Origin of the sequence: Mycobacterium celatum (genome assembly GCF_002101595.1) — a bacterium.
GTDB lineage: Bacteria > Actinomycetota > Actinomycetes > Mycobacteriales > Mycobacteriaceae > Mycobacterium > Mycobacterium celatum.
The window spans coordinates 157192-180229 of record NZ_LQOM01000028.1; the positions used below are offsets into that span (position 1 = coordinate 157192).

General features: G+C 66.8%; 22 protein-coding genes, 1 tRNA gene and 1 pseudogene. 13 read left to right on the forward strand and 11 right to left on the reverse strand.

From position 1 onward, the window contains the following. Window positions 1-76 precede the first annotated feature (76 nt). From AWB95_RS12310 to AWB95_RS12320, 3 genes are read left to right on the forward strand one after another with little or no spacing between them, the layout of a single operon-like run. Window positions 77-703 (forward strand): HAD-IA family hydrolase, encoded by a 627-nt coding sequence (locus AWB95_RS12310; RefSeq protein WP_085168284.1) that lies wholly within the window; start codon window positions 77-79, stop codon window positions 701-703. Then, on the forward strand, window positions 696-1190 hold the full coding sequence (locus AWB95_RS12315; protein ID WP_062541818.1) for a low molecular weight protein-tyrosine-phosphatase: 495 nt from the start codon (window positions 696-698) through the stop codon (window positions 1188-1190). Before AWB95_RS12310 ends, AWB95_RS12315 begins: the two co-directional genes overlap by 8 nt. Continuing rightward, on the forward strand, window positions 1190-1999 hold the full coding sequence (locus AWB95_RS12320; RefSeq protein WP_062541817.1) for an SURF1 family cytochrome oxidase biogenesis protein: 810 nt from the start codon (window positions 1190-1192) through the stop codon (window positions 1997-1999). The genes AWB95_RS12315 and AWB95_RS12320 overlap by 1 nt, the downstream gene beginning before the upstream one ends. Here the strand turns inward: AWB95_RS12320 and AWB95_RS12325 are convergent. Continuing rightward, complete coding sequence (locus tag AWB95_RS12325; RefSeq protein WP_085168285.1) at window positions 1971-2909, reverse strand: cobalamin biosynthesis protein; 939 nt, start codon at window positions 2907-2909, stop codon at window positions 1971-1973. The two genes, AWB95_RS12320 and AWB95_RS12325, sit on opposite strands and share 29 nt — an antisense overlap. A gap of 76 nt (window positions 2910-2985) precedes the next feature. On the opposite strand from AWB95_RS12325, the pseudogene AWB95_RS12330 reads away from it, so the two are divergent. Beyond that, a pseudogene (locus AWB95_RS12330) lies at window positions 2986-3749 on the forward strand (oxygenase MpaB family protein). Between the two features lie 229 nt (window positions 3750-3978). Here AWB95_RS12330 and AWB95_RS12335 read toward each other — a convergent pair. The 4 genes from AWB95_RS12335 to AWB95_RS12350 all read right to left on the reverse strand — a co-directional run bounded on the left by AWB95_RS12335 (window position 3979) and on the right by AWB95_RS12350 (window position 5627). Next, window positions 3979-4053 (reverse strand) — tRNA-Val (locus AWB95_RS12335). A gap of 123 nt (window positions 4054-4176) precedes the next feature. Further along, on the reverse strand, window positions 4177-4638 hold the full coding sequence (locus AWB95_RS12340; RefSeq protein WP_062540312.1) for a peroxiredoxin: 462 nt from the start codon (window positions 4636-4638) through the stop codon (window positions 4177-4179). Beyond that, a complete protein-coding gene (locus tag AWB95_RS12345; protein ID WP_045378191.1) occupies window positions 4638-5060 on the reverse strand; it encodes a DUF3052 domain-containing protein in 423 nt (140 codons plus the stop codon). The genes AWB95_RS12340 and AWB95_RS12345 overlap by 1 nt, the downstream gene beginning before the upstream one ends. 69 nt (window positions 5061-5129) lie before the next feature. Further along, a complete protein-coding gene (locus AWB95_RS12350) occupies window positions 5130-5627 on the reverse strand; it encodes a hypothetical protein (protein ID WP_232080359.1) in 498 nt (165 codons plus the stop codon). 192 nt (window positions 5628-5819) lie between these two features. On the opposite strand from AWB95_RS12350, the gene aceE reads away from it, so the two are divergent. From aceE to AWB95_RS12385, 7 genes are all read left to right on the forward strand, one after another. Next, window positions 5820-8609 (forward strand): pyruvate dehydrogenase (acetyl-transferring), homodimeric type, encoded by a 2790-nt coding sequence (aceE, locus tag AWB95_RS12355; protein WP_062540313.1) that lies wholly within the window; start codon window positions 5820-5822, stop codon window positions 8607-8609. Between the two features lie 132 nt (window positions 8610-8741). Continuing rightward, window positions 8742-10049 carry a PucR family transcriptional regulator gene (locus tag AWB95_RS12360; protein ID WP_085168286.1) on the forward strand — a complete coding sequence of 436 codons (1308 nt, stop codon included), beginning with the start codon at window positions 8742-8744 and terminating at the stop codon, window positions 10047-10049. A gap of 129 nt (window positions 10050-10178) precedes the next feature. Beyond that, window positions 10179-11087: an ACP S-malonyltransferase gene (locus AWB95_RS12365; protein ID WP_085168287.1), complete on the forward strand. Its 909-nt coding sequence runs from the start codon at window positions 10179-10181 to the stop codon at window positions 11085-11087. Between the two features lie 79 nt (window positions 11088-11166). Then, window positions 11167-11514, forward strand: coding sequence for a meromycolate extension acyl carrier protein AcpM (gene acpM / locus AWB95_RS12370; protein WP_062541456.1), 348 nt, complete (start codon window positions 11167-11169; stop codon window positions 11512-11514). Beyond that, window positions 11511-12761: a 3-oxoacyl-ACP synthase KasA gene (gene kasA, locus AWB95_RS12375; protein WP_062541457.1), complete on the forward strand. Its 1251-nt coding sequence runs from the start codon at window positions 11511-11513 to the stop codon at window positions 12759-12761. Before acpM ends, kasA begins: the two co-directional genes overlap by 4 nt. A gap of 82 nt (window positions 12762-12843) precedes the next feature. Then, window positions 12844-14112, forward strand: a complete 1269-nt coding sequence (gene kasB / locus AWB95_RS12380) for a 3-oxoacyl-ACP synthase KasB (protein ID WP_062541458.1) — start codon at window positions 12844-12846, stop codon at window positions 14110-14112. 33 nt (window positions 14113-14145) lie between these two features. Next, on the forward strand, window positions 14146-15567 hold the full coding sequence (locus tag AWB95_RS12385; protein ID WP_062541459.1) for an acyl-CoA carboxylase subunit beta: 1422 nt from the start codon (window positions 14146-14148) through the stop codon (window positions 15565-15567). Window positions 15568-15644: 77 nt separating this feature from the next. Here the strand turns inward: AWB95_RS12385 and AWB95_RS12390 are convergent, their stop codons facing one another. Beyond that, a complete protein-coding gene (locus AWB95_RS12390) occupies window positions 15645-16394 on the reverse strand; it encodes an SDR family oxidoreductase (RefSeq protein WP_062541460.1) in 750 nt (249 codons plus the stop codon). A gap of 88 nt (window positions 16395-16482) precedes the next feature. On the opposite strand from AWB95_RS12390, the gene AWB95_RS12395 reads away from it, so the two are divergent. Beyond that, the gene (locus AWB95_RS12395) at window positions 16483-17376 is read left to right on the forward strand and encodes a LysR family transcriptional regulator (RefSeq protein WP_062541461.1); all 894 of its coding nucleotides are present in this window, start codon (window positions 16483-16485) and stop codon (window positions 17374-17376) included. Here the strand turns inward: AWB95_RS12395 and AWB95_RS12400 are convergent. From AWB95_RS12400 to AWB95_RS12410, 3 genes are read right to left on the reverse strand one after another with little or no spacing between them, the layout of a single operon-like run. Continuing rightward, window positions 17369-18457 (reverse strand): amidohydrolase family protein, encoded by a 1089-nt coding sequence (locus AWB95_RS12400; RefSeq protein WP_084707357.1) that lies wholly within the window; start codon window positions 18455-18457, stop codon window positions 17369-17371. The two genes, AWB95_RS12395 and AWB95_RS12400, sit on opposite strands and share 8 nt — an antisense overlap. After that, window positions 18454-19233 (reverse strand): class I SAM-dependent methyltransferase, encoded by a 780-nt coding sequence (locus AWB95_RS12405; RefSeq protein WP_062541463.1) that lies wholly within the window; start codon window positions 19231-19233, stop codon window positions 18454-18456. The genes AWB95_RS12400 and AWB95_RS12405 overlap by 4 nt, the downstream gene beginning before the upstream one ends. Then, the gene (locus tag AWB95_RS12410) at window positions 19226-19939 is read right to left on the reverse strand and encodes a TetR/AcrR family transcriptional regulator (RefSeq protein ID WP_062541464.1); all 714 of its coding nucleotides are present in this window, start codon (window positions 19937-19939) and stop codon (window positions 19226-19228) included. The genes AWB95_RS12405 and AWB95_RS12410 overlap by 8 nt, the downstream gene beginning before the upstream one ends. An 85-nt stretch (window positions 19940-20024) precedes the next feature. Between AWB95_RS12410 and AWB95_RS12415 the strand changes: the two genes are divergently transcribed. Next, window positions 20025-20525, forward strand: a complete 501-nt coding sequence (locus AWB95_RS12415) for a cupin domain-containing protein (protein ID WP_062541465.1) — start codon at window positions 20025-20027, stop codon at window positions 20523-20525. 190 nt (window positions 20526-20715) lie between these two features. Here the strand turns inward: AWB95_RS12415 and AWB95_RS12420 are convergent, their stop codons facing one another. Both AWB95_RS12420 and AWB95_RS12425 read right to left on the reverse strand, forming a co-directional pair. Beyond that, window positions 20716-22314, reverse strand: coding sequence for an FAD-dependent monooxygenase (locus AWB95_RS12420; protein WP_062541466.1), 1599 nt, complete (start codon window positions 22312-22314; stop codon window positions 20716-20718). 78 nt (window positions 22315-22392) lie between these two features. After that, entirely contained in the window at window positions 22393-23010 is a 618-nt protein-coding gene (locus AWB95_RS12425) for a TetR/AcrR family transcriptional regulator (protein ID WP_062541467.1), read from the reverse strand. Window positions 23011-23038: the final 28 nt, after the last annotated feature.

A 23038-nucleotide genomic window follows, 5' to 3' on the forward strand; every position in this document is an offset into this window, starting at 1 on the left:
AAACACTAACGGTCCTGCCGACGGTGCAGGTGAGCGCGTCGGAGACAATGGGACGGTGCCAGCCAGCCCTCCGCACATGGTGATCTTCGACCTCGACGGGACCATCACCGATTCCGCAGCCGGGATCGTGTCGAGCTTCCGCCACGCGCTGCGCCATGTCGGCGCCGCCGAGCCCGACGGCGACCTGGCCGGCCGGATCGTCGGCCCGCCGATGCACCACACGCTGGCCGCGATGGGACTCGGCGAGCACACCGACGCGGCGATCGCGGCCTACCGCGCCGACTACACCACCCGCGGCTGGGCGATGAACAGCGTGTTCGACGGGATGGTGCCGCTGCTGGCGGACCTGCGCGCCGCCGGTGTGCGACTGGCGGTGGCCACCTCCAAGGCCGAGCCGACGGCGCGGCGCATCCTGGCGCATTTCGGGCTGGACGGGCATTTCGAGGTCGTCGCCGGGGCCAGCGTCGACGGCTCCCGCAGCAGCAAGGCCGACGTGCTGGCTCACGCGCTGGCACAGTTGGCGCCGCTGCCTGAGCGGGTGCTGATGGTCGGCGACCGGGTGCACGACGTCGACGGCGCCGCCGCGCACGGCATCGACGCGGTGGTGGTCGGCTGGGGCTACGGTCAGGCCGACTTCCCCGACAACGCCGACGTGCCGCGTGTCGCGACCGTCGCCGAATTGCGGAGGGCGCTGGGTGTCTGACCGACGGCTGCACATCACGTTCGTCTGCACCGGCAACATCTGCCGGTCGCCGATGGCGGAGAAGATGTTCGCCCACCAGATCACCCAACGCGGCCTCGACGACGCCGTGCGAGTGACCAGTGCGGGCACCGCCGGCTGGCATATCGGCAAGGCCGCCGACGAGCGAACCAACCGGGTGCTGCGTGCGCACGGCTACCCCACCGACCACTGCGCCGCCCAGGTCGACCTCGACCACCTCAACGCCGACCTGGTGGTGGCGTTAGCCCGTAACCACGTGTGGCTGTTGCGGCAACTGGGTGTCGATGCCGACCGGATCCGCATGCTGCGGTCGTTCGACCCGTGCTCCGGCGCGTATGCCCTCGACGTCGACGACCCGTACTACGGCGACCACGACGACTTCGAGGCGGCCTTCGCCACCATCGAGGCCGCCCTGCCCGGCCTGCACAAATGGGTCGACGAGCAACTGGCGCAGAACGGGCACCGCTGATGCGACGGATGGCGTTTCTGCTGCGGCCGGGCTGGCTGGCGCTGGCGGTGGTGGTGATCGCGTTCTCCTACCTGTGTTTCACCGTGCTCGCGCCGTGGCAACTGGGCAAGAACACCAGGACGTCGCGGGAGAACAAGCAGATCGAGCAGTCGCTGAGCACGCCGCCTGTCCAGGTGAAAACACTGTTGCCGCAGCAGGATTCGTCGGCGCCTCAGGCGCAGTGGCGTCGGGTCACCGCGACCGGGCATTACCTGCCGGACGTGCAGGTGCTGGCCCGGTTGCGGGTGGTCGGCGGAGAGCCGGCGTTCGAGGTGCTGGCGCCGTTCGTCGTCGACGGCGGCCCGACCGTGCTGGTCGACCGCGGCTACGTGCGGCCCGAGCAGGGTTCACGGATTCCGCCGATCCCGCCGCCACCCGCGGAGCCGGTGAGTATCACCGCGCGGCTGCGCGATTCCGAGCAACCGGTTCCCGAAAAGGAGCCGTTCACCAAAGACGGTGTGCAGCAGGTGTATTCCATCGACATCGGGCAGATCGCACGGTTGACCGGGGTGCCGCTGGCCGGGTCGTATCTGCAGCTGGTGGACAACCAGCCCGGCGGGTTGGGCGTGCTCGGGGTACCGCATCTGGATGCCGGGCCGTTCTTGTCGTATGGCATCCAGTGGATCTCGTTCGGCATCGCCGCGCCAATCCTGTTGGGCTACTTCGTCTACACGGAGGTCCGCGCCCGCCGCGCCGAAAAAGCGGCATCGAAGTCGGCGCCGCAGACCGTCGAGGAGAAACTCAGCGACCGCTACGGCCGGCGGCGATAACGACCGCGGCGGCGGCGAGTTGCACTGCCACAGATAGCCGCACCGCGCGGCGCAGGTCGGCCACCGTCGGGGCCGGCCCGTCGCCGAGGCTGGGCCGGATCTGCAGCCCGTACTGGTAGTGCGTAGGCCCGCCGAGCCTCACCCCTAGTGCTCCGGCGAACGCCGCCTCGACGACGCCGGCGTTGGGGCTGGGATGCCGGGCCGCGTCGCGGCGCCACGCCCGCAGCGCGCCCGACGACGAGCCGCCGACGACTGGGGCGCAGAGCACCACCAGCGCGGCAGTCACGCGCGCGGCGGGATAGTTCGCCATGTCATCCAATCGTGCTGCGGCCCAACCGAATCGGGCATAGCGCGGCGAACGGTGACCGATCATCGAGTCCAACGTGTTGACGCCGCGGTACATCAGCACGCCCGGAATCCCGCCGACGGCAGCCCACAGCAGCGGCGCCACCTGCGCGTCGGAGGTGTTCTCGGCGACCGATTCCACCGCCGCGCGAGCGAGCCCGTCGGCGTCGAGCAGCGCGGGGTCGCGGCCGCACAGCGACGGCAGCAGCCGCCGAGCCTCCTCAATGTCTTCGCGGCCCAACAGCTCCGACATCGCCGATCCGGTGCGCGCGAGCGACGTGCCGCCCAGCGACATCCAGGTGGCGACCCCGGTTACCGCAATGGACCACAGTGGACCCCGCTGCCCCACGTAGCGCTGCGCCGTCGCACCGAGCAGCCCCAGCGCGCCGATCAGTACGCCGGCATGCATCGCGCCCGCGAGCCGGGAATCGCGGTAGCTGAACCGCTCCAATCCTGCGGCCGCGGCGCCGAATGCCGCGACCGGATGACCGCGCCGCGGGTCACCGAACACCGCGTCGGCCAGATAACCGGCCAGCACGCCCACGAGCCGGGTCCGCCCAAACACTCCGGCAGCCTCTCACACGTGGTCTACTCGCCTCATAAAGCGATCCGGTGTCGCCGACTTGCTGAACCCGGCCGCCATGCTGCTGCCCGCCGCGAACGTGATCATGCAGCTGTCGTTGCCCGGCGTCGGCTACGGCGTCCTGGAAAGCCCGGTCGATTCCGGCAACGTGTACAAGCATCCGTTCAAACGGGCCCGCACCACCGGCACGTATCTGGCCGTTGCCACGATCGGGACACACAAAGACCGCGAGCTGATCCGCGCCGCCGTCGACACTGCGCATCGGCAGCTGCGGTCGCGGCCGTCAAGCCCGATGTCCTACAACGCCTTTGACCCGAGGCTGCAGCTGTGGGTGGCCGCCTGCCTGTACCGCTATTCGTCGACCAGCACGAGTTTCTACACGGCCCACTCGACGACGCCAGCGCCGACGCCGTCTATCAAGAGGCCAGGCGGCTGGGCACCACCCTGCAAGTGCGCGAAGACATGTGGCCACCGGACCGGGTCGCGTTCGACGAGTACTGGAAACGCACCCTCGACAAGTTGCACATCGATCCCCCGGTGCGCGAGCACCTTCGCGGGGTGGCATCGATGGCGTTCCTGCCGTGGCCACTGCGCGCGCTGGGCCGGTTCAACCTGTTCGCGACGGCGGGTTTTCTGGCCCCCGAGTTCCGGGCGACGATGCAACTGGACTGGTCGGAATCGCAGCAGCGCCGCTTCGAGTGGCTGCTTTCCGCGCTGCGACTGGCCGACCAGCTGATCCCGCACCGGGTCTGGATATTCGGCTATCGACTTTATCTGTGGGACATGCGATTCCGCGCCGGCCGCGGATGGAGAATCGTGTAACGGCTAGCCGAACATCACGAGCAACACCATGGCGATCATGCACAGCACCGCTGTCCAAAACCACGGCTGCAGCAGAATGCGCTCGTTGGGTTTCTTCGGTCTTGCGGGGACGGGACGTCGTACGTTCGGGCGTCAACTGTGAAGTCATACTAACTATCGTGACCGATTAGCTGACCTTAGTAAATGTGTTGCTGACCTCATCGTTCCGGGTTTGCGACCCAGGTCACACTGGTGGGCGCGGACGGGATCGAACCGCCGACCGCTGGTGTGTAAAACCAGAGCTCTACCACTGAGCTACGCGCCCGTGCCGCGACAGGCTACACGGCTGCCGACCGGCGCCCAAACGCCCGCGATCCTGTCGAGCGTGCGCAGAATCGGGTTTGAACGCGGCGTGTCGTGCGGGGACGCACGCTCGCGCCAAAGGCCGTCACGCCTTGAGCGCGGCCAGCGCGTCGGTCCACAGCTGCTGATCGCGGGTCTCGCCCGGCTGCTTCATCTCCGCGAACCGGATGATCCCGGACCGGTCGATGACGAAGGTGCCCCGGTTGGAATAGCCGGCGTCCTCGTTGAACACGCCGTAGGCCTGGCTGACCGCGCCGTGCGGCCAGAAGTCCGACAACACCGGGAACAGGAAACCGCTCCCGGCGGCCCACACCTTGTGGGTGGGCGGCGGACCCACCGAGATTGCTAGCGCAACGCTGTCGTCGTTTTCGTAGTCGGGCAGGTGATCCCGCAACTGGTCGAGCTCGCCCTGGCAGATGCCGGTGAACGCCAGCGGGAAGAACACCAGCAACACGTTCTTCTCGCCGCGGTAGTCGGACAGGGTGACCGGCTGCTGGTTCTGGTCGCGCAGGGTGAAATCCGGCGCCTCGGTTCCGACGCTGAGCATCAGCGCCGCCCCGCCCGGGACTTCGGCTGCACCAGTCGGCTGGCGCTCCAGTCACCCAGGCTCACCGACGACGTCGGCATCAGGCCCGCGGTGGGTGCCGACTCCGCGATCTCGGCGGGCAGCACATGGCCCGGCCTGCCGGTCTTCGGGGTCAGCACCCAGATCACGCCGTCGTCGGCCAGCGGGGTGATGGCGTCCATCAAGGTGTCCACCAGATCTCCGTCGCCGTCCCGCCACCACAGCAGGACGACGTCGACCACCTCGTCGGTGTCTTCGTCGAGCAGTTCGCTGCCACAGGCTTCCTCGACGTCGGCGCGGATGTCGTCGTCGGTGTCCTCATCCCAGCCCCACTCCTGGACAACCTGACCTTTCTGGATGCCGAGCTTGCGGGCGTAGCTCGGGGCGTCGTCCGCCGCCACCACCGTGCGCCTCCTTAGTCCTATGCATCAACACGCCGTGCGATGGGCACTATCGTTGCACAGCAATCAGCGTCACGAGTACGCAAGGCACGCCTTGACCGTTCTGGACTTGGTGTCGTTGAGCTGATCGACGCGCTGGTTGAACTCCGAAGTGGGCGCGTGGGCGCGAATGGCCTTCGCCACGTCCCGGGACGCGTCGACGTAGGCGTTGAGCGCCTCGCGCAGCTCCTGCGACAACGGGTCACTGATGCTTTGAGCGACGACGTCGGCGCTGTTGTTGAGCGCGTCGATGGCCGGGCCCTCGGCGGCGGCGGTATCACCGCCCTGATTGAACGCCCCGACAAAGGCATTCACCTTCTCGATGGCGTCCTTGCTGCTGTTGGCAAACGACTCACACGCCTTGACCACTGCCCGCGTCGTCAGCGACTGCTGGCGCTGTGTCTCGCGGATCCGCGAGGTCGCCGACGACGCAGACACCGATGCCGACACCGACGCCCGGTAGGCCGGTGCGACGGCGGTGTCTACGGTCGCGGTGCCCTCGGTGACGCTGGTGCACCCGACGATCGCCATCAGCGTCGCCGCGACACTGCCGAGTACCAGCAGGCCGATGCGCAATCGGACCAGCACACCGACTGACGTTACCGGTTGCGAAGGCCCCTACGCGGTAGGGGCTGCTGTGCGGCACGATAGGGGGATACAACCGAAAACAACACGGCGGGGATGGGCCACAAGCAGCTGAACCGCCACGCAAGGAGTAGTGAGTTGACTACCGAGTTCGTACGCCACGATCTGGCGAAAAACTCAAGTACCGCAAGCGAACACGACCGGGTTCGAGTGATCCGTGAAGGGGTGGCGTCGTATCTGCCCGACATCGACCCGGAAGAGACGTCGGAGTGGCTGGAGTCCTTCGACGAGCTGCTGGAGCGCTCCGGGCCGTCGCGGGCCCGCTACCTGATGCTGCGCCTGCTGGAACGTGCCGGCGAGCAGCGGGTCGCCATTCCGGCGCTGACGTCCACCGACTACGTCAACACGATCCCGACCGAGCTGGAGCCGTGGTTCCCCGGCGACGAGGACGTCGAACGCCGCTACCGGACATGGATCCGGTGGAACGCGGCCATCATGGTGCACCGCGCCCAGCGACCGGGAGTCAGTGTGGGCGGCCACATTTCGACCTATGCCTCCTCGGCCGCGCTGTATGAGGTCGGCTTCAACCACTTCTTCCGCGGCAAGTCGCATCCCGGCGGCGGGGACCAGGTCTTCATCCAGGGCCACGCCTCCCCCGGCATCTATGCACGCGCCTTCTTGGAGGGCCGGCTGACTGCCGAGCAGCTCGACGGCTTCCGCCAGGAACACAGTCACCCCGGCGGCGGGCTGCCGTCCTACCCGCATCCGCGGCTGATGCCCGACTTCTGGGAATTCCCCACCGTGTCGATGGGCCTGGGGCCGATGAACGCCATCTACCAGGCCCGGTTCAACCACTACCTGCACGACAGGGGCATCAAGGACACCTCCGACCAGCACGTGTGGTGCTTCTTGGGCGACGGCGAGATGGACGAACCGGAAAGCCGGGGCCTGGCTCACGTCGGCGCGCTGGAGGGACTGGACAACCTGACCTTCGTGGTCAACTGCAACCTGCAGCGCCTGGACGGCCCGGTGCGCGGCAACGGCAAGATCATCCAGGAGCTGGAGTCGTTCTTCCGGGGTGCCGGCTGGAACGTGATCAAGGTGATCTGGGGCAGGGAGTGGGACGCGCTGCTGCAGGCCGACCGCGACGGCGCACTGGTAAACCTGATGAACACCACGCCCGACGGTGACTACCAGACCTACAAGGCCAACGACGGCGCCTATGTGCGCGACCACTTTTTCGGCCGCGATCCCCGCACCAAGGCGCTTGTCGCGAACATGAGCGACGCCGAGATCTGGAACCTCAAGCGCGGCGGCCACGACTACCGCAAGGTCTACGCCGCCTACCGCGCCGCCGTCGACCACAAGGGTCAGCCGACGGTGATCCTCGCCAAGACCATCAAGGGCTACTCGCTGGGCGCGCACTTCCAGGGCCGCAACGCCACCCATCAGATGAAAAAGCTTGCGCTGGAAGACCTTAAGGCTTTCCGCGATTCCATGCGGATCCCTATCAGCGACGCTCAGCTGGAGGAAGACCCCTACCTGCCGCCGTACTACCACCCCGGCTCGGAGGCCCCTGAGATCCGTTACCTGCTCGACCGCCGGCGCACCCTCGGCGGCTTCGTTCCCGAGCGCCGCACCAAGTCCAAGGCGCTGACGCTGCCGGGCCGCGACATCTACAAGTCGCTGAAGAAGGGGTCGGGCAACCAGGAAGTCGCCACCACGATGGCGACGGTGCGGACATTCAAGGAAGTGTTGCGGGACAAGGAGATTGGCCCGCGGATCGTCCCGATCATTCCCGACGAGGCCCGCACCTTCGGGATGGATTCCTGGTTCCCGTCGCTCAAGATCTACAACCGCAACGGCCAGCTCTACACCGCCGTCGACGCCGACCTGATGCTGGCCTACAAGGAAAGCGAAGTCGGCCAGATCCTGCACGAGGGCATCAACGAAGCCGGCTCGGTGGCGTGCTTCACCGCGGCCGGCACCTCGTATGCGACGCACAACGAGCCGATGATCCCGATCTACATCTTCTATTCGATGTTCGGCTTCCAGCGCACCGGCGACGGGCTGTGGGCGGCTGGCGACCAGATGGCCCGCGGCTTTCTGCTCGGCGCCACCGCCGGGCGCACGACGCTCACCGGCGAAGGGCTGCAGCACGCCGACGGCCATTCGCTGCTGCTGGCGGCCACCAACCCCGCGGTGGTCTCCTACGACCCCGCGTTCGCCTACGAGATCGCCTACATCGTCGAAAGCGGGCTGGCCCGCATGTACGGCGAGAATCCGGAGAACATCTTCTTCTACATCACCGTCTACAACGAGCCGTACGTGCAGCCGCCCGAGCCGGAGAACTTCGACCCGGAGGGCCTGCTGCGGGGCATCTACCGGTACCGCAAGGCCACGGCATCCCGGTCTAATACCGCGCACATCCTGGCTTCCGGGGTCGCGATGCCGTCGGCGCTGCAGGCCGCCGACATGCTGGCCGCCGAGTGGGATGTCGCCGCCGACGTGTGGTCGGTGACCAGTTGGAGCGAACTCAACCGCGACGGGGTGGCCATCGAGCGCGAGAAGCTGCGCCACCCGGACCGGCCGGCCGGCGAGGCCTACGTCACCAAGGCGCTGTCGCAGGCGAGCGGCCCCGTCGTCGCCGTGTCGGACTGGATGCGCGCGGTGCCCGAGCAGATCCGGCCATGGGTCCCGAACACCTACGTCACGCTGGGCACCGACGGGTTCGGTTTTTCCGACACCCGGCCCGCCGCCCGTCGCTACTTCAACACCGACGCCGAGTCGCAGGTCGTCGCGGTGCTGGAGGCACTGGCCCGCGACGGCGAGATCGACCCCTCGGTGCCCACCGCGGCGGCGCGCCAGTACAAGATCGACGACGTGCAGGCCGCGCCGGGGCAGACCTCCGACCCCGGCGTGGCGTAACGGCTCCCGAAGCCCGCCGAGCGTGAAACTAGGTTCACGTTGGCCGCCGAAAGTGAGCCCAGCTTCACGCTCGGCGGTGGCGCCGGGCCGGAGTTAGCGGAAACATCCAGAAAAGCGGCGTAGCTTTTAGGGGTGGCCGACAAGGATATCGGGCAGTTCGCGCTGCCGCGCACGACGCTCGAGCTGCTGGACGTGGCCCCCGAGTCGCTGCTGCGGCGGCTCAAACAGCTTTCGGGCCGGATAGCGACCGAGGCGGTCTCGGCGATGCAGGACCGGTTGCCGTTCTTCGCCGACCTGGAAGCCTCCCAACGCGCCAGCGTGGCGCTGGTGGTGCAGACCGCGGTGGTGAACTTCGTCGAGTGGATGCGCGACCCGCGCAGCAACATCCGCTACACCGCACAGGCCTTCGAGCTGGTACCGCAGGAGCTGCGAAACCGGATCGCATTGCGCCACACCGTCGACATGGTGCGGATCACGATGGAGTTCTTCGAGGAAGTCGTCCCGATGGTGGCCCGCTCCGAAGAGGAGGTCACCGCGCTCACCGTCGGCATCTTGAAATACAGCCGCGACCTGGCGTTCACCGCTGCCACGTCGTACGCCGACGCCGCCGAAGCCCGCGGCACCTGGGACAGCCGGATGGAGGCCAGCGTGGTGGACGCGGTGGTGCGCGGCGACACGGGTCCCGAGCTGTTGTCGCGCGCGGCGGCGCTCAACTGGGACACCACCGCGCCGGCGACCGTGGTGGTGGGCACCCCGGCGCCGGGCCGGGACGCCCACGCCAGCCAGGACGTCCGTGACATCGCCACCCGTCACGGCCGCGCGGCGCTCACCGACGTGCACGGCACGTGGTTGGTGGCGATCGTCTCGGGCCAGCTCACGCCCACCGAGAAGTTCTTCGGCGACCTGATGGGCGCCTTCTCCGACGGCCCGGTGGTGATCGGGCCGACCGCGCCGATGCTGACCGCGGCCTACCACAGCGCCAGCGAGGCGATATCCGGGATGAACGCCGTCGCCGGGTGGAGCGGCGCCCCGCGGCCGGTACTGGCCCGCGAGCTGCTGCCGGAGCGGGCGCTGATGGGCGACGCCTCGGCGATCGCGGCGCTGCACACCGACGTGATGCGGCCACTTGCCGACGCCGGACCCACGCTCACCGAGACGCTGGACGCCTATCTGGATTGCGGCGGCGCGATCGAGGCGTGTGCCCGCAAGTTGTTCGTTCATCCAAACACCGTGCGCTACCGACTGCGCCGGATCGCCGACTTCACCGGGCGCGACCCCACCCAGCCCCGAGACGCCTACGTCCTTCGGGTGGCAGCTACCGTGGGTCACCTCGCCTACCAGGCGCAGCACACCAGCAGCACAAGCAACACTGTGACACCGGTCACCACGCCGGTGGCGAAGGACCTGGTCGAGCCCTCCGCCGGGCACCGCGTCGAGTGAGCAAGTTGCGGCACGATATCAAACAGATCGCATCCAAAGCGGTTTTGTGGGGTCTCCACAAAAACCTAAGACAAGGTTCATAATCTGTTACACCCCGCAAAACCGTCTTCACAGTGTTCTCTTAAACACGTGATTGCGTTGCTTGCCCCTGGACAGGGTTCGCAGACTCCCGGAATGCTGTCGCCGTGGCTGGAGTTGCCCGGCGCGGCGGACCAGCTTGCGGCGTGGTCCACGGCCAGTGGCCTGGACCTGGCCCGGTTGGGCACTACCGCATCGGCGGAGGAGATCACCGACACCGCGATCACTCAGCCGCTGGTCGTGGCCGCCACCCTGCTGGCCCACCAGGAGCTCACCCGACGCGGGCTGTTCAGGGACGCCGCGACTGTCGTCGCGGGCCATTCCGTCGGCGAGATCGCGGCCTACGCGATCGCCGGCGTGATCTCGGCCGACGACGCCGTCTCGTTGGCCGCCACCCGCGGCGCGGAGATGGCCAAGGCCTGCGCCAACGAGCCGACGGGCATGTCGGCGGTGCTCGGCGGCGACGAAGCAGAGGTGCTGGCCCGGCTCGAGCAGCTCGACCTGGTGGCCGCCAACCGCAACGCCGCCGGCCAGATCGTCGCCGCCGGCCGCCTGGACGCGCTGCAGAAGCTGGCCGAAGACCCGCCGGCCAAGGCCCGGGTGCGCCCGCTGGCCACCGCAGGCGCCTTCCACACCGAGTTCATGAGTTCGGCGCTCGACGGCTATGCCGCGGCGGCCGCGAAGGTCACGCCGGCCGAGCCCACCACCACGTTGCTGTCCAACCGCGACGGGCAACCGGTATCGTCGGCCACCGACGCGATGGAGAAGCTCGTCGCGCAGCTGACCCGTCCGGTGCGCTGGGACCTGTGCACCGAGACCATGCGTCAGCGCAATGTCACGGCGATCGTCGAGTTCCCGCCCGCGGGCGCTCTCGCGGGCATCGCCAAGCGTGAACTTCGCGGCGTTCCGACGCATGCCGTCAAGTCCCCCACAGATCTGGACGGGTTAACGGAGCTCTAGAAGCCGGTCTCGCCGCCAGTACAACCGCATATCGCACGTTTTATCCAGTAACACAACACATTACGAAGGGAAGCTCACCGTGCCCGTCACTCAGGAAGAAATCATCGCCGGTCTCGCCGAGATCATCGAAGAGGTCACCGGCATCGAGCCGTCCGAGATCACGCCGGAGAAGTCGTTCGTCGACGACCTGGACATCGACTCGCTGTCGATGGTCGAGATCGCGGTGCAGACCGAGGACAAGTACGGCGTCAAGATCCCCGACGAGGACCTCGCAGGGCTCCGCACCGTCGGTGACGTCGTCAACTACATCCAGAAGCTCGAGGAAGAGAACCCCGAGGCCGCTGCCGCCATTCGCGAAAAGATCGAGGCGGAGAACCCCGACAAGGTCGAGGCCGTCCGCGCCAGGCTGGAAGCAGAGCGCCAGTGACCAAGCCTTCCACTGCTAACGGCGGTTACCCCAGTGTTGTGGTAACCGCCGTCACGGCGACGACATCGATCGCGCCGGACATCGAGAGCACGTGGAAGGGTTTGTTGGCCGGCGAGAGCGGCATCCACGTCCTCGAGGACGAGTTCGTCTCCAAGTGGGATCTGCCGGTCAAGATCGGCGGACACCTCAAGGAGCCCGTCGACGATCACATGGGCCGGCTGGAGTTGCGGCGCATGTCGTATGTCCAGCGGATGGCCAAGTTGCTCGGCGGCCAGCTCTGGGAGACCGCCGGCAGCCCCGAGGTCGACCCGGACCGGTTCGCGGTCGTGGTCGGCACCGGGCTGGGCGGCGCCGAGCGGATCGTCGAAAGCTACGACCTGATGAACGAGGGCGGCCCCCGCAAGGTGTCGCCGCTGGCCGTGCAGATGATCATGCCCAACGGCGCCGCGGCGACCGTGGGACTGCAGCTAGGCGCCCGCGCCGGGGTGATGACGCCGGTGTCGGCATGTTCGTCGGGTTCTGAGGCCATCGCGCACGCGTGGCGGCAGATCGTCATGGGTGACGCGGACATCGCCGTGTGCGGCGGTGTCGAGGGCGGCATCGAGGCGCTGCCGATCGCGGCGTTCTCGATGATGCGGGCCATGTCGACACGGAACGACGATCCCGAAGGGGCGTCGCGCCCGTTCGACAAGGACCGCGACGGTTTCGTGTTCGGCGAGGCCGGCGCGCTCATGCTCATCGAGACCGAGGAGCACGCCAAGGCCCGTGGCGCCACGCCGTTGGCCCGGCTGATGGGTGCCGGCATCACGTCGGATGCCTTCCACATGGTGGCGCCGGCTCCGGACGGTGTGCGTGCCGGTAAGGCGATGCAGCGCTCAATGGAGCTGGCGGGCTTGTCCCCCAAGGACATTGACCACATCAACGCGCACGCCACGGCCACGCCGATCGGTGACACGGCCGAGGCGAACGCCATTCGGGTCGCCGGGTGTGAACACGCCGCGGTGTACGCACCGAAGGGGGCGTTGGGCCACTCCATCGGTGCCGTCGGCGCCCTGGAGTCGGTGTTGACCGTGCTGACGCTGCGCGACGGCGTCATCCCGCCGACGCTCAACTACCACACCCCGGACCCCGAGATCGACCTCGACGTGGTGGCCGGCGAACCCCGTTATGGCGAGTACAAGTACGCCATCAACAACTCGTTCGGGTTCGGCGGGCACAACGTCGCGCTCACCTTCGGGCGTTACTGAGCACGACGTCCGGCGACGACGCGGGCCGTGGACGGCCCGACGAGGAGCCGGACAAGTATGAAAGGAACAGGCCGCAAGACCCATGACAGCATCGTCATCGTTGGCCACGGGGAAAGGCTTCCCCAATGTCGTCGTCACCGGCATTGCCATGACGACTGCTCTTGCAACCGATGCGGAGACCACCTGGAAGCTGCTGCTTGACGGGCAAAGCGGGATTCGCACACTCGACGACCCGTTCGTCGAGGAGTTCGACCTGCCGGTCCGGATCGGCGGACACCTCGTCGAGGAGTTCGACAGCCAGCTGAACCGCATCGAGAACCGTCGGATGGGCTACCTGCAGAAGATGGCGACCGTGCTGGGCCGCCGGGTGTGGGACAACGCCGGGGCACCCGAGGTCGACACCAACCGGTTGGCGGTGTCGATCGGCACCGGTATGGGTTCCACGGAGGAACTGGTCTTCAGCTACGACGACATGCGGGTGCGCGGCATGAAGGCGGTCTCGCCGCTGGCCGTGCAGATGTACATGCCTAATGGCGCCTCGGCGGCCGTCGGGCTGGAGCGGCACGCCAAGGCCGGAGTGATGACCCCTGTGTCGGCGTGCGCCTCAGGGTCGGAGGGCATCGCCCGCGCCTGGCAGCAGATCGTGCTGGGCGAGGCCGACATCGCGATCTGCGGTGGCGTCGAGACCAAGATCGAGGCGGTGCCCATCGCCGGGTTCGCTCAGATGCGCATCGTGATGTCGACGAACAACGACGACCCGGCCGGTGCCTGCCGCCCGTTCGACAAGGACCGCGACGGCTTCGTGTTCGGCGAGGCCGGGGCGCTGCTGGTCATCGAGACCGAGGAGCACGCCAAGGCCCGCGGCGCCAACATCCTGGCTCGGCTGATGGGGGCCAGCATCACCTCCGACGGCTTCCACATGGTGGCCCCGGACCCCAACGGCGAGCGCGCCGGGCACGCGATGACGCGGGCGATCCAGCTGGCCGACCTGACACCGGCCGACATCACCCACGTCAACGCTCATGCCACCGGCACCTCGGTCGGTGATCTGGCCGAGGGCAAGGCGATCAACAATGCGCTCGGCCCGGGCGGCGGGAACGCGGCGGTGTACGCGCCCAAGTCGGCGCTGGGCCACTCGGTCGGCGCGGTCGGTGCGGTGGAGTCGATCCTGACCGTGATGGCGCTGCGCGACCAGATCATCCCGCCGACGCTGAACCTGGTGAACCTCGACCCCGAGATCGACCTGGACGTCGTCGCGGGTAAGCCGCGACCCGGTGACTACCAGTACGCGATCAACAACTCGTTCGGATTCGGCGGACACAACGTAGCCCTGGCATTTGGCCGGTACTGATACCGAGGCACCGCCTCGAGGAGGAGACCTGCGATGACGATCATGGCCCCGGAGGCGGTTGGCGAGTCGCTCGATCCCCGCGATCCGCTACTGCGCCTGACCACGTTTTTCGACGACGACAGCGTCGAGCTGTTGCACGAGCGTGACCGCTCCGGGGTGCTGGCCGCCGCGGGTACCGTCAACGGGTTGCGCACCATCGCGTTCTGCACCGACGGCACGGTGATGGGCGGTGCGATGGGCATCGAGGGCTGCACCCACATCGTCGACGCCTACGACACCGCCATCGAGGAGCAGAGCCCGATCGTGGGCATCTGGCACTCCGGCGGTGCCCGGCTGGCCGAGGGCGTGCGGGCGCTGCACGCGGTCGGCCTGGTGTTCGAGGCGATGATCCGGGCTTCCGGGTACGTCCCGCAGATCTCGGTGGTGGTCGGCTTCGCTGCCGGCGGCGCCGCCTACGGGCCGGCGCTGACCGACGTCATCGTGATGGCACCGGACAGCCGGGTCTTCGTCACCGGGCCGGACGTGGTGCGGAGCGTCACCGGCGAGGACGTCGACATGGCGTCTCTGGGTGGGCCCAACACCCACCACAAGAAGTCCGGGGTGTGCCACATCGTCGCCGACGACGAGCTCGACGCCTATGAGCGTGGTCGCCGGCTGGTCGGATTGTTCTGCCAGCAAGGGCATTTCGACCGCGCCAAGGCCGAGGCCCAGGACACCGACCTGCACGCGTTGCTGCCGGAGTCGCCGCGCCGCGCTTATGACGTGCACCCGATCGTGACGGCGCTGCTCGACGACGACGTGCCGTTCGACGAGTTCCAGGCCAAGTGGGCGCCGTCGATGGTGGTGGGGCTGGGCCGGCTGTCGGGCCGCACGGTCGGTGTGCTGGCCAACAACCCGCTGCGGCTGGGCGGCTGCCTGAACTCCGAAAGTGCCGAGAAGGCAGCGCGTTTCGTGCGGCTGTGCGACGCGTTCGGCATTCCGCTGGTGGTGATCGTCGACGTGCCGGGCTACCTGCCCGGTGTCGACCAGGAGTGGGGCGGCGTGGTGCGCCGCGGCGCCAAGCTGCTGCACGCGTTCGGCGAGGCGACGGTTCCGCGCGTCACCCTGGTGACCCGAAAGATCTACGGCGGCGCCTACATTGCGATGAACTCGCGGTCGTTGGGCGCCACCAAGGTGTTCGCCTGGCCGGACGCCGAGGTCGCGGTGATGGGCGCCAAGGCGGCTGTCGGCATCCTGCACAAGAAGAAGCTGGCAGCCGCGCCCGAGCACGAGCGTGAAGAGCTGCACAACAAGCTGGCCGAGGAGCACGAGCGGATCGCCGGCGGCGTCGATTCTGCGATCGACATCGGCGTGGTCGACGAGAAGATCGACCCGGCGCACACCCGTAGCAAGTTGACCCAGGCGCTGGCCGAAGCGCCCGCCCGCCGCGGCCGCCACAAGAACATCCCGCTGTAGTTTTTCCCGCGCGAGCGTGCGTGTCCCCGCACGACTCGCCGGGTCGAACCTCGGGTTTGCGCACGCTCGCGCTGGGGTCAACGCGTGGTGTAGCCCCCGTTGGCGAAGATCGTTTGGCCCGTCACCCAGTGGCCCTCGTCGGCCAGGAACACCACCAGCGGGGCGATGTCCTCGATGCGGGTCAGCCGGTTGCCCATCGCCTGCGACTTGTGGAACTCGACGCGCTCCGGCGTCTCCTGCGGATAGAAGAACGGCGTGTCCATCGGCCCGGGTGCGACGTTGTTCACCGAAATACCGCGCGGCGCAAACTCTTTCGCCGCCGCCCGGGTGAAGTGCTCGACCGGGCTCTTGGCGCCGGCGTAGGTGGAGTAGCCGTCGGTGAATGCCGCCAGCAGCGCTGTCACAATCGTGATCACCGAGCCGCCGTCGTTCAGCCGCTTGCCCGCCTGCTGCAGGACGAAGTAGGCAGCCTTGGCGTTGATGTCGAACATCGAGTCGTACTCGGCCTCGGTGGTCTCGATGATGGGTTTGCGCAACACCTTCCCGACAGTGTTGATCGCGATGTCGACGCCACCGAAGGCGTTTACCGCCGCGTCGAACAGTGTCGCCACGTTGGCCGGCTCGGTGAGATCACCCTGCACCTTGATCGCTTTGACTCCGGCGTCTTGCGCGGCCGCCACTGTCTTGTCGGCATCCGGCTCAGAGGACGCGCTGTTGTAGTGCACCGCGACATTGACACCCCTGCCCGCCAACGTCGTCGAGATCAGGCCGCCCAGGTTCTTGGCTCCGGCGGCCACCACCGCGGATTTTCCTGTCAAGTTGCTCATGGTCACGAATCTAGGCCGCGCTACTACAAATGAGAAACAGGGATTGGTGAGCTTTTCACAAGCAATACTTGTAGCTAGGCTTGGCCGGATGCCGGACATCGCCGTCCCAGACCTCCGCCGCCTCGGTCATTTCGTCGCGGTGGTGGAAGCATCCGGATTTACTCGGGCGGCTGAGAACCTTCACCTGTCCCAGCAGGCGCTCAGCAGCTCGGTGCAACAACTGGAAAGAGAGATAGGCGCGTCGCTGCTGGTGCGGGCCGGCCGGCGGATCTCGCTGACACCGGCCGGCCAGACGCTGCTCGACGAGGGACGCGCGCTGCTTGCCGCGGCAAAAACCGTCGCGCAGCGCACCCGAGAGGCAGCGAGTGCCCAACCCGACGAGTTCGTCGTCGGGCATTCCCCCGCGATCAGCAACGGCGAGGTGTATCAGTTGCTGGAACCGGCGATCGCGGCGTCGCCGATGACGTCTTTCACTGTGGTGCAACTCTTTCCGGACCGGCTGGTGAGCGGAGTGCGAGACGGCACGGTCCATCTGGGGTTGCGCCGCGGGGTGGTGCCCCAGGAGCGGCTGGCCAGCGCCGTCGCCCGGTACGACACGCTGCGCGTCGCCCTGCGCAGCGACCATCCACTCGCCGCCGCACGCGCGCACATCCCCGTCGCCGATCTTGCCAGCGAGAGCATCGTGCTTTGGGCACCACCCGGGGCGTCGTACTACAGCGATTTCCTCGTAAACGTCTGTCGCCGAGCAGGTTTCGAGCCACAGTACCGGGTCAGCCGGGTGCAGGGCTGCCCGCCGGAGGTGGCGCCGCTGACCGACGACGCCGTCGCATTCGTCACCTCTCCCCCGGGCCCGGCGATCGGCGACGCTGTCACCGTCGTCGACATCGACGGCCCGGTGTTAGTGCCGTTGCAGGGCTTGTGGCAGCCACACACCAGTTCTGCCGTGCGAGACCTGATCCTCGACGCAACAGTGACTACTTGACCAACGCGGAAATTAGTGCTCTACCCACTTTGGATTTTGCGCGACTCCGCAATCTGTACCAACCATCGCCACCAGAGTCGATGTTGCGTGGCTGATCGTCAAGCCGTAGAAGCCTTTCGGCGGTTCCGTGAGCAAAGCGCTCTTTGTCCTCGCGGGAGAGGTCACACCGCTCAAGAAATTCCATCGCGGCGAAGTTGTCCTGGAACGGATAGTCGACCGAGAACATCAGGTTGTCGAGACCCAACATCGCTCGGGCACAATCGAACACCGGCACGTCGAACACCCCACTACTGGTGATGAGGATGTTCTGCCGCAGATAATGGCCCACGCTGTACCGTGACTTCGACTCCGATGCGGACAACCAGCCGGCCATGGTCAGCCCGACGTTGAGCCTGGTGAAGCAATAGGGCAGTAATTCTCCCATGTGCCCGACGATGATCCTCAGGTCGGGATGGCGGTCGAAAACGCCCGCACAGATCAGCCGCAGCAAATGCGTACCGGTTTCCACCGGCCACCCCCAGGTCGGCACGAGGGCCGCATCGAACGGCGCGAAGTAGGTGTCGGTCACCGTTTGTGGAGGGTCGGTGGGATGGATATAGATTGGGACGCCCAATGATTCGGCTCTGCCAAGAAGAACCTCGTACGACGGGTCATCAAGGTAGCGCCCGTTGGTGTGTCCATTGATCAGCGCGCCGCAGAAGCCAAGGTCGCGAACCGTGCGCTGCAGTTCGTCGGCCGCATCTGCGGGCGATTGGGTCGGCAGCATGGCAAAACCGGCGAACCGGGTCGGGTGCGCGGCGATCACCTCGGCCAGCCAGTCGTTGACTTCGCGACTGACGGTGACGGCCAATTCGGCCTCGCCATCCGGGAGGATCTGGATGCCGGGCTGGACGTGTGAGAGCACTTGCAGGTCGATTCCCGCCGCGTCCATGAGGCGAATGCGCCCGAACCCGACTTCGGTGAGCCGAGCCTTGACGGGCTCGTATTTTTGTTGCAAGGACTCCGGATACAGCTCCCAAACCCGTGGATGGACGAAGGCCTCTTCCAGCGCCACCACTCGAGAAACCGGCTTGTGGGTCACCACCGACTCGCTGGCTTAGTGGCGGTGACGGCGTGGGTGCGGATGAACGGCAGACCCCACCAGGCACGCCACCCGAGATCGCGGCGCTTGACGTCGGCCATGCCGAGTTCGCGAAGGCGCCTGGCATACAGACGGGTGAAGCCGATGTCGGCGATGACGACGCGCCCACCGGGCCGAAGTACGCGGACGGCTTCGTCGATCGCGGACCTTCGCGCGTTGTTGCCGGGCAGATTGTGGATCGCGAGGCTGCTCACGACGAAATCGAAGGACGCGTCCGGGAATTGGAGCGCGGTCATGTCCCGGGTGTGCAGTTCGATGCGGTCGGCGACGCCCTCGGCTTCGGCGTTCGCCAGTGTCGCGCCCATCGAGTTACCGGTCTGGTCGGCTCGCCAAATATCCACTCCGACGGCACGTCCGTGCGGGACTAGCTTGGCCGCTGCCAACAAGACGGCGCCACGTCCGCAGCCCAGGTCGAGAACGCGTTCGTCGCCGCGCAGCCCGACGTCGGTGAGCAGACGCGCCCAGACTTCGAACTTTCCTCGCCGGCTGAATCGCACAATGCTGAAACCCCCGGCGATCAGTGCAACGACAACCACGGCTGCCGTGCACCCCGCGGCAGTGCGTCCACCCGCCAGCCACCCGATCGCCAAACTACTTCCGGTAACGCACACCAGCGCATAACAGGCGAAGACCACGGGCGCCGGGATCAGCCGGTAATCGCCGTCGACGCCGTATCGTCCCCGCGGGCGGGTGAGATCGGGTGCCAGCTCAGCCATCGTCGCCTCCGTATGTTGCCGCCCGGTACTCTCGGGCGAGCCTTTCCAGTATCGGAAGAGCTTTGGCCGCGGCGCGTTTCACCGTGTCGCGGTTTGGGGCTTCGGTCGGTTCGAATGCCCGCCGCACGGTGTCGGCGAGCTGGTCGGCCTTCTCTTCCAATGTCAATGTGATCGACGGCGGGTGGAACGGCTCTGCCGCAAAGAAGCCGAAGACGATCGTGGGCAGCGTGTAGTCCAGATCTCCCATATGCAGGTCGGACCGCAGCATGCCCTCCGCGGCGAGCACACCCAGATAGTCGCGGTTGACACCAAGCTTGGTTTCCTCCAGCCGTTGATGACGCGCCGCGGAAAGAAAGCTGCCCAGGGTATCGAAGTCGCGGGTATAGAGCGCGCGCAGAACTGGACGATTCATGGCCTCGACGAACAGCCGGCGCAGGTAGCGATGCAGCGCAACTTCGGCCGGATCGTTGCGGACCGCGGCCACGATCGCGTCCGCCATCGCCGCCGCCTCGCGGGCGCTGACGGCGTGGAACACCTCCTCGCGAGAACGCCAATGCAGATAGATAGTGCCCTTACCGACACCGGCGCGGCGGGCCAGTTCGTCGATGGTCACTCGCCGATAGCCCCACGACAACAGCAGGTCGCGACCAGTATCAAGAATCCGATCGGCCCGCTCTCGCCGACCGACACGCGAACGTTCCACCATCGCCGCTACCCTTCCTGTCTTCTGACCAAAATACTATATTGGTCAACAGTCATGCATGGGCAACACACCACGTTTGGAGAGACAGATGGACTCGATCATCAGCCGCGGCCTGCTAGTCCGCCACGAGGACGCTGAACGACTGGAAACTATGGGAGTCACGCTGTACGCCGACCACGACATGACCGGCGGGAAGCTCAGCGGCAATCGGACTTATCTCCCGGCTGGCACCAACGGACCACCACCGCATTTCCATAAGACTTCGGCGGAACTGTTCTATATGTTGAGCGGGACACTGCGGGTATTGGCCGGCGAGGACGTCCTACTCATCAATGAGGGCGACTTTCTGCTGGTGCCGCCCTACCTACTCCACGCCTGGGCCGCCCCGCCCGATGCCGCAGCAGATGTGCTGATCATTTTCACACCGGGCATTGAGCGGTTCGAGTACTTCCGGCTTGGCGATCGCATTTTACGGGGTGAGGCAGACCCGGCTGAAATACTCGACACGCAGGAGCGATTCGACAACCATTTCGTCGACAGCGCCGTCTGGCGGCAGGCACAACAGGCTCCTGGCGCAGCGGAACGCTAGAGAGGAGATTCTGAGGAGTGACCGGGCACCTGCGGTGCGCAATCTACTCACGATGCCAGCGAGATTCACTCCGAACCCCGAGGGGTTGACGAAGCAAACCGCTGTTTTGCGGCGGCTTCTACGATCGCCGACCCAGTTGCCGGTTCCCTCCCTGCGATGGGACTCGACCCCAGGCAGGCCAGTGTCTTAGTCATGGATTCCGGCCCAGGATGGACGAAAGTACTTGTCGTAATTCCTTTTCCGGGTAAGTCACGAGCTCATCGGTGCGCCAGCCAACGAAGTCGTCGGGACGCACCAAGAGCGCCCCGGCGGGCGGGAGGCCGGTGACAGTGACCCATTCAGTGTCGGGTCCGAGTGCGTGGGCGGCGACCGGGACGCCGATCGCCTTCGACACGGACGCCGCGGCGTCGGACCAAGCAGCGCCGTCGTCGCCAGTGAATAGCGTGAATCCCGGGCCGAGTAGGTCGAGGGTCGACACCCGCTTCCCGCCGTCGTCGACCCAAGCGTGCGGGACCCGCGTTCCGGGTTGCCCGCGCAACTCCTCGACGAGCGACACGGCGTCTGGCTCTGCCGGCATCGGCTCATCGGAAACCACTGCGGCGGAATGGTATTGGTAGCCGACCAGCAGGGCGAACATCGGCGCCTCCTCCTCCGGCGGTATCTGCGGCCGGTTGTCCTCCAACTTCAGAAACGTCAGCGCAGGCCCGGTCAGCGATTGGCGCGCATTGAACCGGCCTACCGGGTGTCGTTCGGCGTGATAGGTGCCCAGCAGCGCGGGATCGGCGGTACCGTCCAAGACGGCGGCCAGCTTCCAGGCCAGATTGTGCGCACTCTGGATCGCGGTGTTGGCGCCGCCTGCTTTGAATGGCGGCATGGTGTGCGCCGAGTCGCCGACGAGAAAGATTCGCCCGCTTTGGAATTGGTCGGCCACCCGCTCGTAGGGCTGCCACGGCGCCACATCAATGACCTCCAGGTCGATCGGCTCTCCTATTGCATTGGTGAGCATCTCGCGGCAACGGTCCGCGGTGAATTGTGCTGCGGTCTCCCCCCGATCGGGAAAGTAGGTGGTTATGAACATTCCGAAGTCGTCACGGACAGGCAGGAAAATGCCCTCCACGTCGGCGTTCTTGACTTGCACGGCGTCGCCGTCGGCGAGCTGCGGGACGAACTTTCGCCAGGGTCCGCGAAAGTATACGAAGACGACATAGATCGGCAGCGCGCCGTAGCCGGATGTCGGCACGCCAAGTGCGTCGCGGATCGGGCTGTGCACGCCGTCGGCGGCGACGAGATAGTCGGCGCGCACAGTTTCCGAAACCCCTGACTCCCGGTCGCGCACCACGATTGTCACACCGTCGTCGTTCTGCTCGAACGAGCACAACTCGGTCCCGTAGCGCACTTGGCTACCGTTCCGGCGGATGTGCGCAAGCAGCATCGGCTCGAATTCGCTCTGTGGACAATATTGCCCGGACGGTTCGGGGCTTAGCCCGTCGAAGGCCGAGAAGATGGCGTCGACGTCGAACGCCTGCGTCTCTTCGGGGCTATTCAGCGACGGCTTGGCGAGCATGTCCGAAACACCTTCTGCGACGGCGTGGACTTCGTCGGCCAGTCCCAGCCCGCGCAGGATCTCCAAAGAGCGAAAGCTCAGATTGCGCGCCTTCGGGTAAATGAACATCTCCCGCCGCTTCTCGACCAGCAAGGACGGCACTCCATGCTTGGCGAGCAGCGCGGCAGTGGCCAGCCCGGCCGCGCCGGCGCCGACGATCAGAACCGGAACACGCGTGACGCCCATTGCCTACTCCCTTCTAGACGGAACTGCTTAGTTCCGCCTATGGGCTAGGGTGGCACGCTTACGCTCAACGCGCAACTGTTACGTCGTCGGTGCGCCGGCGAGCGGCAGGATCACATCTTCGAGCACGCGGCGGACGTAGACTCGGTCGATCGGCCGTCCCGTGATCACACGCAGGACATTGAGGCCCAGCGCCACGTCAGGTATCAGGCTCAAGTCGCGGCCGGCCGGGATTTCGCCACGGGTCACCGCACGGTCGAGCAGCGTCCGCACCGCATGGCGCGGCGGCGACAGCACAAGGTCGTCCATGGCAGCCGCCAAAACGGGATTATGCATCGCTGCCGCCGCTACCCCGACAACGACTTGAATTGTGTTGGAATTAGCGGTATCCAGCTCTGGCATGGCTGCAATTACTGCCTCGATGTCACCTCGGAGGCTGCCGGTGTCGGGTGGCTCGACGGGCCCCAATCGTCGTCGCCAGTGCGCGATCGCTTCGGCCACCACGACGGCCTTCGAGGGCCAGCGGCGATAGATCGCGGCCTTGCCGACGCCGGCACGGCTCGCGACGTCGTCCATGCTCAGCCGGTCGTAGCCCAGTTCGGCCACCCCCGCCAGCGCGGCGTCGAGGATGGCCGCATCCAGGGACCGGTCGAGTCTTGCCGGCCGCCGCGTCCGCGATGTGCCGCTTGTGGGCTCCATGACACCGTCCTCGTCGATACCGGTTAGT